Raw genomic sequence first — 13,686 nt, forward strand, 5'->3', positions numbered from 1 at the left:
GGTGTTATAAGGAGGGTGCAAAGTCTAAAACTTATTCAATAACCATTAAGAGTAACGACCATCTTTTCCAGAAGAAATTTCAGGAAACACCTTATTTTAAAGAAATGGCCAGACATCGCTATAAAATCGAAGCGAAGAATGCCGAACTAAAACAGAGACATGGCTTTGATGTCGCAAGGGCATCGGGTCTTTTCAACATGGAGTTACAGGCAGCCACAAGCATCTTCGTGGTCAATATGAAACGAATTATGGCCTTAATAAATACAAAATAACCGAGGAATTCGCTCAAATTGATGAGTGATTCCTCGGTTTTCATTTCATTAAAAGTAAGAGAGCTCCTTTTTCAGTGGGCTTCAAAGGGCTTTCTTATTTGTTTTTGTCCTCTACCAATTATTCTACAGACTTGAGGGCTTCTAACATATCCACCTTTCGGAGATAATGATTGACAAAAACTCCTAGGATGGTCAAAATGACACTGACAGCTAGAACTGGAATGAGATAAACTTCCCAGCCGACCTTGGGTTGAAAACGGAAGGTTCCAGGTGCGATCATCTGAATGAGAAATTGATGGAGATAAAAGCCTGATACCAATCCTACAATCATTCCAATTAGTGACAATATGATGGTCTCCCGATAGATGTAAAGGGTCACTTCTTTGTTATGAAAACCAAGAACCTTAATGGTTGAGAGTTCCCGAATCCGTTCAGCAACATTGATATTGGTCAAATTATAGAGAATCACAATGGCTAATAGCACCGATACCAGCACCAAAATCGCCATGGTATGATTCAGAGAATTGGCAAAACTTTCAAAGAGCTGAATGGTTGAAGCATTTTGAACGAGGCCACTGACAGCCGCCTGATCCATAAATTCTCCTGCGACTCTTTCGGTATTGACTTCACTTTTATCCTTGAGTTGGACCAAATAGGTATTCATCTTGGGTGCTTGACCGTATATCTCCTCATAGGTTGCCTGATTCATATAGACAAAATGGCCCACATAGTGCTCGGTAATAGCACCTACTTTAAAGGTTTTCCCATCGATTGTAAAATTGTCACCAACAGAAACTCCAGCCAACTGGGCTAATTTTTCAGTCAAGACAACTCCGTTAGACAAGCCCAGTTTTTCCCCATTTTTTTCTAGGAGGACAAAGGGAGCTAGGTCATCTTGATCCGTTACCATCATGGTCACGGTCTGAACGCCAGCCTTACCGGCATAGTCTTCCTCAATCTGTTTGGAAGAAATTAAACGATAGTTTTCAACTTCATCACTCTGCAATTTTTCTTCTAGCTTGGCCTTGTCAGAATCAGAAGCCCCAGCATTGACAGAGAGAATCATTTGATATTGTTGCAGATCCTTAAACTGCCTGTCGGCCACGCCAACCACAGAGGATTGAATACCAAGCCCTGCAAAGAGGAGGGCTACTGAACCTGCAACCCCAAAAATGGTCATCAGCATGCGTTGTTTGTAACGGAAAATGTTGCGAGCTGTTACCTTCTGAGTAAAACTCAAGCGTGACCAGATAAATGTTACGCGTTCCAAGAGAATTTTAGAACCCTTGACTGGTGGCTTGGGTAGTAATAATTGCGCTGCTTCTTCATGCAATTCTCTGCGAGATACAAGGTAGGCGGGTAAAACGCTAGCTATTAAGCTTAGTCCAAGAGCCAAGCAACTATAGGTCCAGTAGAAATACTGCTGACTCTCTCCAACAATCATTCGCTCAGTGATAATATGAGAGATTGTAGGTGCCAAGACGTAATGCCCAAGCAAGATTCCTAGAAGGGTTCCAAGAGTTCCAGCAACCAGACCGTAAATCACAAACTTAGCAATGATATCCTTGCTATGGTATCCTAGAGCTTTGAAAATCCCTGCATTGGTTCTTTCCTCGTCTACAAATCGTGTCATGGTGGTAAAGGTAACCATGGCTGCAACGGCATAGAGAACAACTGGAAAAATATTTCCCACGGCACGAATACTCATGGCCGAGTTACTATACATGAGATACCCTTGACCAGTAGGAGAACTCTTGCGATTGTAGACATGATAGGTTGGCTCTGTCAGAGCATTGACTTCATCCTGACTGGTCTGCCATTTAGCCTTTTCCTTAGTAAGATCTGTTTCGGCTTGGCTCAGCTTTTCCTTTTCTTGCTTTAGTCGTTCTTTTGCTTCTCCTAACTGACTAGATGCTTGACTTTTTTGTGGTTCTGGTAGTTGGCTCACTTGATTTTCTTGAGCTTGTAGACGCGTTTCGATTTCCTGCAGGCGTTTCTTGCCAGCTGTCAAGTTGCTTTCAGCCTCATCTAGCTGTTTCTTGCCCTCATCAAGGGACTCTTGAGCCTCCTTCTTCATTTTTTCTAGCCGCGCTTGACCATTATCAGCAACTAAGTTCTTTAGAGTTGCTTCTTCTTCCTCTAACTTCTTTTCGTAATCACTAGAGAAAGGATTGACATCTGTTAGACTAGCAAAACGCAGGCGGGCAATCGTGTAAACAGAGCTCTTAAAATTTTCTTCAGTTACGACACCATAGGCTGCTAGATTCCCATTACCACTGGCTGAACTCCCCATATCCGTTTTTGAGAAAATATCTGGAGAGTGGACGAAGCCTGTAATGGTATAACTATCCCGCTTCAACTGAGAATTGCTGCCCTTCTTTTGGTTCAAATGAATGACTTGACCAATCTGATAACGATCTTTCCAAAAATCCGCCAAAGCTAATTCATCTTCTTTTTCAGGCAAACGACCTTCCGTTACTTGAAATTTTGAAATCTTTTCAGTATTTGAAAAGATTCGTATGGCATCTTCACTATTTGCCAGAGTCAAATCTGTCATATAGCCAAATTCAACATCTGCTCCTGATAGAGTTTGCAATTCTTTCTGGTCTGCCAGATCTAGACCATAATCTGCTATGACGGTCATATCTGCCGCATTAGTATCTTTCAGATAAGCCCAAGCTGTTCGCTCCATATTAGGACTAGCAACCTTGAGACCAACCACGGCTAAAGAACCTAACATCATCAGAGTTAGGATGGATAAAAACCGTCCCTTTGAACCTGTGAAAGACTGGAGCAGGTCTTTCCAATATGTCTTTCTTTTCATCTTAGTACTCCAAATCATCAATATCCTGTGGTTGAGGATTGAGGACAACACTCTTGACACTGGCATCATGCATCTGAATCACCCTATCAGCTATTGGAGCTAGGGAGGCATTATGGGTCACAATGATAACGGTAGCCCCCTTCTTACGTGACATATCTTGAAGAATCTTTAGAACCTGCTTACCAGTCTGGTAGTCCAAAGCTCCCGTTGGTTCATCACAAAGGAGAATTTTAGGATTTTTTGCCACCGCTCGAGCAATGGATACACGTTGTTGCTCACCACCTGACAGCTGAGCTGGAAAATTATTCAGACGGTGTCCTAAGCCTACATCCTTGAGAACCTGCTCAGGATCCAAGGCATCGGCAACAATTTCTGAAGCTAGCTCGACATTTTCCTTAGCAGTCAAGTTAGAAACCAAGTTGTAAAATTGAAAGACAAAGCCAACGTCATCTCTACGATAGTTAGTTCTCTGATGAGAAGTGAAATTCGAGATATTGGTTCCATCAATCCAGACTTGCCCTTCATCGTTTGTATCCATACCACCAAGAATATTTAAAACTGTTGACTTCCCTGCACCAGATGACCCAAGGATAATGACTAGTTCTCCCTTTTCAATCTCGAAGTTGACATCTCGATTGGCCACGATTTCCGTATCTCCAGTATGATACCTCTTATAGCTGTTTTTCATTTCAATATAAGCCATCCTATCTCCTCCTCTTCTATCCCTATTTTCATCTTTATTATAACTCTTTTAATAGCAAAAAAGCCATCTAATGATGACTTTTTTAGGCTCATATTTTGAAAGTCTCCTGATTTTCGTTTTCCCTCGTTTTTCATAGCTAACAATGATTCGGATGTTCTTTCTTATTGTTGTTTGCATGAAGTAGTTATCAAGTGGAAATAGGAAAACTAACACCTATTTAACACACTCTTTTTTCGTGAACTTCCCCAGCTTTCGATAAATAGAATTCCCAATAGCAAAAGAATTATCGTGCAAGGAAGTAAGACTAGCCCCATACTCCAATTTAGATTGACATTATCAATTTGCTTAGGTAATCTTCCAGACAAAATCTCCACTGAACGTAAGTAAGTAAAGGGAATCAGATGTGCAATACTCTGAAGAGGCTGAATGGTTTGGATACCAAACAACAAGCCAACAATCCCAATGAGGGAAAGAAAGAGGACAGGCATTTTTTGCTTGAAAAAGTAAGCAATCAAGTAGACGACTTCCACAATGACGATAAAAGCTAAGAAAGCTAGTAACAAGCTAGGAAATAACACATCTTGTATTTTCCCAATAGTTACTTCTTGATTTGTTAAGCTATATATCGGGTAGGGATAATCTAACTGTCCAAAACCACTTATCAGACTTCCCACTAGGAAAGAAAAACCACAGATTCCAATAAACAGCACAGTTACATAGCTCACCCCAACTCCAAGAGAGGACATGGCAAATGTAACTTTTGAAAAAGGATATAAGCGAGCCGTGTCCAGATGATTTTGATATCTTTCTGCGAACAGTTGTGTTAGCATAAAAATAATAGCAACCACAAACAAGCTTGGGATGATAGCCTCTAAAATCCAGACAATCTGATCAATCCCGTAGGTCGGATAAACTAAATTGTGCGCTTTTATGTTCAAGGGATATAGGGCTTGGTAAGTCTTTCGTTCGCGGTCAACCGCCATTTTTAAGTCAGAACTAGCAGTCGGTTCCTTTGATAAAATTTCATAACTCTTCTCTACATCTTGCCACTGCAAATAGTAGGCTTCTTTCCAGCGTCCTTCTTTTAACAAAGCCAGAATTTCTTTCTTTTGTGTCAAAAGATTTTTTTGCGAGTCTAAATTTTCTTTAGCAAACTGGTATTCCTCCGAGCTGGTGTCAGATATTTGGGAGAGTTTCTCTTCATATTCATTGATGACTCTCTCATGTTTTACAAGACGGGTTTCCAACTCGCTCTCCAAGCTGACGGAGTTTGCAGTCTGACTATTAAAATAAAAGGTAACACCGAGTCCAGATACAAATAAAGCTAAGATAATCCAGTTTAAGCGACTTTTGAAAACTTTTTTTAATAAAAATAGACTAACATCTTTCATAAACTAAACCTCTTCTATCTGCCCCTGATGAATGGTTACTACTCTATCGCAGACATCAACCAACTCTTCCTTATAGTGGGAACTTAAAAGAACCAGCTGTTCTTGTCTATTGATTTGTGCCAGCCTATCAAAAAACTTCTGTCGATAATACTCGTCTAAGCCATTTGTAATCTCATCCATAAGCCAGCATTTCGCCTGACTGAGGAAATACATGGCAATCACCAAGCGTTGCTTCATGCCTAAGGAATACTTTCGAATGGGAAGGCTGATATAATCAGACATTTCCCAGTAGGCGATTTCGTCCCTTAAGTTCAGGTCTGACTTCCAGATGTTTTTTATAAGACGAAGGTAGTCCATCCCACTTAAGTTTCCATCCAGCCATTCAACACTTTCATAATAAAATAAAGAAGGAGGGACTGTGATATTTCCACTACTTATGGGAATTAAGTTGCTAATGGCGCGGAACAGTGTCGTCTTTCCAGATCCATTGATAGCAAGAACTCCATAAATCCTGCCTTTTTTAAAGGTGAAATCTACATCTTGTAAGATGACTTGTCGCGTTTTTAAGGTAACATGAGTAAGCCTTAACATATCAAACCCTCCTTTTTCTCACTCTTTAACGATTAAAAGTCTCCGCTGTAGTAGTTTATGACCTCATAACGATAGAAATTCCAGCCAGAACCTACTTTATACTCTGAATAGTTGTCATAACGAGACCACGACGGGATGTTAAAAGATTAATGGTCGTGATAGTTGGTACTATATTCCCAAACCGCATTCCAATCATACCGATAACTTTTAGTGACTGTCACAACAGATACACTGGATTGAAAAGACCAATTCATAACAAACTAGCTAATAACACGACTTTGACTGACTTTTCATATTTTTCATTGCATTTATATCATTAGCATTGAAAACACTTTCATTATATCGTTTTTCTCATTTTTATGCAACAGTTCCCCATTGGTTTTAATAATATATAACACTTAGAAGTTATATGAAAGTTCTAAATTGAAGTTAGCTAGTCTTACTTTCTAAAACTAAGATTGTTTGACTAACTTAGAGGAAATATGGGACGTAATTTCATTTGACAAAATGGCTTAGGCTAAGACTAGCCTTGGTTTAGCTGACTAAATATTTTCAAGGGAACCTGTTGTCAATTGAAAGGTAATTTAGGAATAAGAAACCAGCTCTGTCTTATACTCAATGAAAATCAAAGAGCAAACTAGGAAACTAGCCGCAGGCTGTACTTGAGTACGGCAAGGCTACGTTGACGCGGTTTGAAGAGATTTTCGAAGAGTATTATACTTTCTTGTTGTTCACTACAGTTGACAAAGAGCAAAAAAAGCGAACAAGACCAGTCTCTGTAGATCAGAAAACTAGTTTTGTCCGCTTTTTATAATCGAGATTAATCTCTTGATCCAATCTCTATGACCTAGATGCTTTTACATCATCTTATTCGTCGTCTTTTTTCTTTCCCATTGCAAACATGCCAAGAAGTGCTCCTACAAGACCTACGGCTGCAAGACCAGCATTTTCTTTAGTGCCTGTCTCTGGGAGTTTGTATTGATGACTTGCAGGTGCTTGATAAGTCTTATCTTGTGACATAGTAAGAGCTACAAGAGACTGCTCATCTTTGTATTCTGGAACCTCATGGATTGCTCCTTCTGCTCCATTGACACCACCTGTGAATTCTGGGCTTACTTCCTGAACAGCTGATGCGTCACCATTCACTCCACCTGTAAACTCTGGAACTTCATGAATAGCTGCTTCCGCTCCATTGACACTGCCTGTGTATTCTGGCAACTCATTCTTAGCCGCTTCTGCTCCATTGACACTGCCTGTGTATTCTGGGCTTACTTCATGAACAGCTGCTTCGACTGCGTTAACGCCACCCTTGAATTCTGGGACTTCTACTACTGGTGCTGCTTCATCACCTGCTGTACCAATAGCTTCAGTGTATTCTGGAACTTCATGAACAGCTGCTTCGACTGCGTTAACGCCACCCTTGAATTCTGGGACTTCTACTACTGGTGCTGCTTCATCGCCTGCTGTGCCAATAGCTTCAGTGTATTCTGGAACTTCATGAACAGCTGCTTCGACACCATTTACTCCACCAGTAAATTCTGGAACCTCATGGATAGCTGGATCTGTTTTACCAGATACTTCTTTCTTAGTTCCGACTAAGACAATCTCATCTTGCGGTGCTTCAATAGTTTCGCGAAGTTTTTCAGTACGGCTTCCATCTACTGCTACTTCAGTCAGGATACGTTCTTTACCTTCACGACCTGCTTGAGTCACACGAGTTTCACCTTCTGCTAGAGTTGGGTCTTCTTTCTTCACTGTCTTGAAGCTGAGAGCTTCTTCAACAACTTCAAGGCTAGGAAGCTCTTCCTGAACAGCTGGGGCAACTTTTCCACTTTCAACCTTTTCTTTGGTCAATTGGATACGGTATTCCTTGACCTGTTTACCACTTTCTGAAACGAGACGTACCAAGACTGGAAGTTTGTCGTCCCCACTATCGACAACTGTTGCCGCTACGTTTTCACCAGCTTCAACGGTCACTTTAGGACGGCTTCCACTATAGGTTACTTGGTAATCCACACGAGCTTCAGAGAAGTCAGCAAGCTCTCTACCATCTACTAGAAGTTTAGAAGCTGTATTGTCTTTAGGTGCTTCACTTGGTGCGATAAAGGCCATTTCAGTGATAGCCACACCCTTCTTGTCTGCTTTTCTGTCCATGCGCCATCTCATAGCTTTAGCTTTGACTGGTGCAAAGGTTACATGGATGTCAGTTCCTGCTTGAACTTCTTGATCCGCACGGTATTCAACTTTCTCCCAGTTAGACGGAGTGTTGAATGGATGTTCTGGATCGTATGGTTGGTAGTTAGAGTAATATTCTGGTGAATCAAATTCTGGTCCAACATAGCGTTCTAGGACGAGTTTAGAAGGTGCATCTGTTCCACCATCTGCAAAGAAGCGAATTTTTCCTTCTGCAACTGAACGCTCAACAATCTGACCAGCTTCTCTAAAGATAACCCCTACTGAAACTTCTGGATTTTCAGATGGAGTTGGAGACCAGTTAGTCCAACGACGACTTTCATCATCAGAACCATCATTGACATAGTCCACACGGTCACGAGAATTTGGATCAATATCGTTAGTTGCTGAGGCAAATGAACGGTTGCTATCGTCATCGAAGTCTGGGTTGTCTGAAAGGTTTTCACCGAGTTTGTCTGTCACACGTACAGCCACTTCAGCAGTTAAATCAGTACCCAAAACGCGACCATGAACTGTAAATTCACCTGCTTTTGTTAGATTTTCTGCTGGAACTGCTTCCCAGTCAACAGCCAAGTCCTTGACTTCATAGTCAGATTTTCCTGTGAAGTAAACAGGAACTTTTGCTGGTAACTCAAGGGTTTGTCCTTTAGCAACCAAGCGAGATGATTTGGCAACAGCAACAGGTTTACTTGCGAGCAAATCTTTATCATTTGTGAAGTGTAGGCGGTATTCACCTAGGATATCTCCGTTTTCAGCCTTGACAACAACACGAACTGGATCTCCTTCACCTACGCTTGGTACAACTGTTGCAATACCATTTTCAGTGACACTTGCTATTACAGTTGGAGCTTTTCCTTGGCTTGTTTCTAGATAGTAGTCAGTCAAGCCTGGGTTAAAGTTTGGCAAATCTTTTCCATCTACTTGGATTTGTGCTTGAGCATTCTTAGCTGCAGCTACTTGTTTAGAGAAGATTTGCATTTCTGTAATAGAAGTACCCCATTTACCATCTGGTCGAACCATGCGGATACGAACTGCGTAAGTGTTGACTTTATCAAAGCTAAAGTGGGTCATTTCTCCAGCTCTGATTTGATCTGGAGCCTTGAGATTTGTTACTTCTTTCCAGTTTTTATCGTCATTAAAGACATGGTCTTCGCGTGCTACGAAGCTTGGATTCTTAGGAACTGTTGGAGTTGCTGAACCGACATAGTATTCGATGACATAGGATTTAGGTGCACCAACACCGTGGTCTTCGTGGAAGGCTACATTGAGGTTATCAACTGATCGTTTAGACATGATACCAGAGTCACCAAAGAGAATTCCTACGGATGCTTCACTTGTACGGTTCCAGTTTGTCCAGCGGTTTGCTGGTTGGTTGTTATATGAAATTAGTTTGTCATTGACATTGGCTACTGAGTCACTTGGATTTGAGTCTGATGCAAAGGCAAGTGGCAATTCTGAACCAGTCCACTGGTCAGAAATATTAGCACCAGTTTCTGTCTGAGCAGACACACGAACATGAAGTTTAGTTGGTAGTTGAGTACCTTCGACATGTCCTGTCACAGTAAACTTGCCTTCTTGTGCGTATTGGCTTGGTTCAATTGCGTCCCAAGTTACTTTAGCTGAAGAGACTTGGCCATTTGAGTGGTAAGTACGAACGCTCTCTGGTAGTTGAGGAGCTTCTGCAACTGGAGTAGTTACGCTCACTTCTTCGACAGCAATGATACCTTCGACAGATACCTTAGCATGTGCTTCTTTCTCAATTCCTTCAACTTTACCTAGGACTTCAAAACTATGGTATTTAGCAAGGTCTTCCTTAGCAACTGCTTGCCAAGTCACCTTGTGAACCTTCGGAAATCCTTTGTCATACTCTACAGTTACTGTAGCAGGTAGACTTGGTTCTTGGTTCAAACCTGTCACGACACTAACTGGACGGATGGCTTGGACAACTTTGCTTTCAGTATTTGCTTGAATGTTCAAGTCAATCTGACCTTCTGATCCTTCAAATTGAGCTTTCAGAGTTACTTGACCAGGTTTATGCAATTCAAGCATACCTTTACGAACGGCTACATCTCCTTCACCTGTAGTTGAGAAGGTAACCTTGTCAGCTTTCAAGACTGCTTGTGTACCGTCTTGATAGTGAGCCAAGACCTTGATACCGACCGTTTGGTCTTCTTTCAAAGTAGCTGCATTTTCAACTTCTAGGCTCAAACGTTCAATTTGTGGAGCTTCTTGTAGGAATTGGATAGCATAGGTTTGTAGTGGGCCACCATCGTTTGGTTGAACATGGATGCTTGCACGCATACCATTTGCTTCATTAGCTTGAATAACTGTCACTTGAGCATTTTCAGCTGTAGCTTTGACCTCTGGCAAGGCTGCTCCATAAGCAAGCTTGTGGTATTTTACAGGTTGGTCAGTTGAAAGACCTTCAACCGCTTGATCTGCTACAGTTACACTTGGAACTACTGGATTAGCAGCTTCACCTTCTGCAACTACCAAGGTCGCAGCGATTTCTTCATCTTCTAAAATACCTTTTGCTGGGATGCGAGAGCCTGGGATCGCTAGTTTAGCTTGATCTTCAGCTGCAATTTCCCACTTATTAACCTCGTAGCTCGCTACAGTACCATCTGACAATACGTAAGAAACAGATTTGTCAACTGAATTTAGGTCTGTATTTGGAGCGATTCTCTTGACTACAGGTAATTCTGCTTCGAGAGCCAAGACTTCAACACGCGCTTCGACGTCTCGTCCATCTGCCACACCCTTAACAGTCACAATTCCTGGTTCATTGACATCAACTGCTGACCATTCTACTGGAAGTTTTGTACGGCTACCATCACTGTAGATAAATGCTACCTTCTTAGGCATTTTTGGTGCTTGACCGATAACAGTACGGACTTTAGCAACTTCTGTACCCAAGACAGTTTTTTCAGCTTTATCTTTCTTACCTGTAAAGATAGTAGTTTGATCAGATTTCAAGAGGTCAGAATGAGCAGTCAAGGTGAATTTACCTGCTTGCTCAGTTGATTTGACAATGACAACACCCTTACCATTGAAGGCCTTACGAATCCATGAACCGTCAGCTTGCTCTTTATAACGTTCACGGCTTGCTTGTTCACCGTTATCCACACCGACAATCTGACCTTGACCGTGCAACTGGAAGCGCACAAGGTTATTGGCAGTTGGAACTACATTACCAGCGCTATCAACGATTTCGTAGTAGATATAAGTGAGATCTTTTCCGTCTGCTGCGATAGCATTTTCTTCTTTGACTAGGCGAACACCTGCAGGCTCACCAGCAGTCGTAATCTTATCACGAGCGATTTCATTACCAGCCTCATCACGAGCTACTGCTTCTAGGGTTCCAGGTTGATAATCAACCTTCCACTCAAGGTAAAGTTCCTTGGCATTGGCACCTTCTTGGTAAGTACGGCCATCACTTGTTTGTTTCTTGTTAAAGGTTTTCTTACCTAGTGACTCACCATTTAAGAACAGTTCCACACTTGCAGCATTTGAAAATGCACGAACAGGAATCTTACCATCTGCATCAGCTACATTTGCTTTCAGAGTAGGATCTTCCCAGTTCCAGTGAGGAAGGAGGTGAACCATTGGTTTCTTCTGAGCAGAAACCCATTGGCTTTGGTACAAGTAATAGTCATTCTTAGGAATTCCAGCTGTATCTACGATACCAAAGTAAGAACTCTTAACTGGTGTGTTGTTTTGGTTATGCCATGGAGTAGGCTCACCGATATAGTCGGTACCTGTCCAGATAAACTGACCAGCATAACCAGCATTGTCTCGGTCAAAAGTCCAAGATGCAGTGGCTGTTTTACCCCAGCCAACACGGTCATTACCATAGTCTGATTGCTCATAATGACGGTAAGCTTGGTTGCTATGAACTAGCTCACTTTCTGGACGGAAATAGCTACCACGAGTACGAGTTGCTGAAGAAGTTTCTGAACCGTAAATCAACCAATTTGGATGTTTCGCACGAAGCTTCTTATAGTTGTCTTCTGAATAGTTAAATCCAACCGCATCAAGTTCGTTCGCAATCTTTTCATGATCACCACTACCATCACCAAAACGGAACTTGTCTGCTCCCATAGTAACATAGCGTGTCTTATCAACTGCCTTGATCACTTGCACCAAGCGTTTTACAGTCGCTAGAGAACGAGCCTTACCGTCTGCTTCACCGATTTCATTACCGATAGACCACATGACGATAGCAGGGTTATTCTTGCCTCTCTCGACCATTGTACGTAGGTCAAAATCAGACCATTTTTCACCTTTTTTAGCATCTGGGTGAGTGGCGTCTTTGTCAAAGAAACGTCCGTAGTCATACTGTTTCTTCCCACCGTACCAAGTATCGAAGGCTTCTTCTTGCACCAACAAACCTAGTTCTGCAGCGATCTGCAAGGTCTGCTCACTAGCTGGGTTATGGGTTGTACGGATAGAGTTCACACCCATATCCTTCATCTGTTTCAGACGACGGTATTCTGCCTTATAGTTTTCTTCAGCCCCTAGAGCTCCATGGTCATGGTGAAGAGAAACTCCATGGAATTTAATTCGTTCACCATTCAAAGAGAAACCTTCATTTGGTGTCCAGTTATAGTAGCGGTAACCAAACAAGTCCTTCTTAGCATCGACCAATTGGCCATCACGATAAACACGAGTCACTAATTCATAAAGAGCTGGTTTATCGTTAAGAACTGTCCAGAGTTTTGGTTTCTCAACTTGCAAAATAGCATTCAAGCTAGTTGATTGATGGGCTTTCAAGACTTGGCTGTCTGTACGAACAACGTCCGTCACAGCCTGACCATTTCTTTCAATAATTTGGTATTCAGCAACAATTTCATGATCTTTGTCATCTGTATTGACAATCTTACTTGTTACATGAGTATCAACCTTACCATTTTGTTGTTTTTCAAGGTCTGGTGTTAAGATAGTTGTTCCGTTTTTCTCAGCATGAACCTTATCTGTCACTTGAAGGGTAACATCGCGGTAAATACCACTTCCTGAGTACCAACGGCTACTTGGTTGTTTATTGACCGCATGTACAGCTACGACATTCTCACGACCGTCTTTATTGAGATAGTCAGTAATGTCATAAGAGAATTGATTGTAACCATTTGGATAGTGACCAACTAGCTGACCGTTTACATAGACTTGCGAATCCATATAAACTCCATCAAAGACCAGGCGAACATTCTTATTAAGGTCTTTTTCATCTAGTTTAAAGGTCTTGCGATACCAAGCATCACCACCGTTGAGTTGTCCACCCTCATTTTGGGCAGGAGAATCATGATCGAAGTCATTGTAAATACTCCAGTCATGAGGAAGGTCTAATTTCTTCCAGCTTGATACATCTGCATCTGGTTTGATAGCGTCTTTGGCATTAGCATTGAGTTTAAAATGCCAGTTTTGGTTAAATTCTACTTTACGGTCCTCAACCAATTGATTTACCTCCTCACTGGTAGCCGGTTTTAGGTCCGGTTTTTCCGTTTGAGCAGATTGATCTTGAGTAATTGCTTGAGGTTTCTTATCTAAGATGGAATCCACTTTTTTATCAGAATCTGATTGTACAGTTTGGTCGTCCTGTGCCTTTTCAACCGCATGAGCTGGTGTAGCAACTTCACTTGCAGCTGATTCAGTTGATGCTGGCTGTTCTGGACTTCTTGTTTCACCAAGTTCCTCTTTATGAGAATCATCCGCTAC

Annotated in this window: 6 protein-coding genes and 2 pseudogenes; 1 reads left to right on the forward strand and 7 read right to left on the reverse strand. The window is 41.7% G+C overall.

Annotated features, from left to right (window positions below; translation table 11 throughout):
* The coding region (locus tag QM374_RS04530) for a transposase (RefSeq protein ID WP_414310999.1) at positions 1-272 on the forward strand (272 nt) is incomplete at its 5' end.
* A 118-nt stretch (positions 273-390) separates the two neighbouring features.
* On the opposite strand, the gene QM374_RS04535 is transcribed toward QM374_RS04530, so the two are convergent.
* The 7 genes and pseudogenes from QM374_RS04535 to bgaA all read right to left on the reverse strand — a co-directional run.
* A complete protein-coding gene (locus tag QM374_RS04535) occupies positions 391-3,096 on the reverse strand; it encodes an FtsX-like permease family protein (RefSeq protein WP_414311000.1) in 2,706 nt (901 codons plus the stop codon).
* Position 3,097: 1 nt separating this feature from the next.
* Positions 3,098-3,799, reverse strand: coding sequence for an ABC transporter ATP-binding protein (locus QM374_RS04540; protein WP_000323392.1), 702 nt, complete (start codon positions 3,797-3,799; stop codon positions 3,098-3,100).
* Between the two features lie 206 nt (positions 3,800-4,005).
* A complete protein-coding gene (locus QM374_RS04545) occupies positions 4,006-5,190 on the reverse strand; it encodes a hypothetical protein (RefSeq protein WP_414311001.1) in 1,185 nt (394 codons plus the stop codon).
* 3 nt (positions 5,191-5,193) lie between these two features.
* Complete coding sequence (locus tag QM374_RS04550) at positions 5,194-5,781, reverse strand: ATP-binding cassette domain-containing protein (RefSeq protein WP_414311002.1); 588 nt, start codon at positions 5,779-5,781, stop codon at positions 5,194-5,196.
* A gap of 32 nt (positions 5,782-5,813) precedes the next feature.
* Positions 5,814-6,035: pseudogene (locus QM374_RS04555) on the reverse strand (hypothetical protein).
* A 613-nt stretch (positions 6,036-6,648) separates the two neighbouring features.
* Entirely contained in the window at positions 6,649-7,386 is a 738-nt protein-coding gene (locus QM374_RS04560; RefSeq protein ID WP_414311046.1) for an SIALI-17 repeat-containing surface protein, read from the reverse strand.
* Positions 7,362-13,476 (reverse strand): annotated as a pseudogene (gene bgaA, locus QM374_RS04565) (LPXTG-anchored adhesin/beta-galactosidase BgaA); the annotation flags it as partial. The gene QM374_RS04560 and the pseudogene bgaA, both read right to left, overlap by 25 nt.
* Between the last annotated feature and the right edge of the window lie 210 nt (positions 13,477-13,686).

Origin of the sequence: Streptococcus infantis, from assembly GCF_047465525.1 — a bacterium.
Classification (GTDB): domain Bacteria; phylum Bacillota; class Bacilli; order Lactobacillales; family Streptococcaceae; genus Streptococcus; species Streptococcus infantis_R.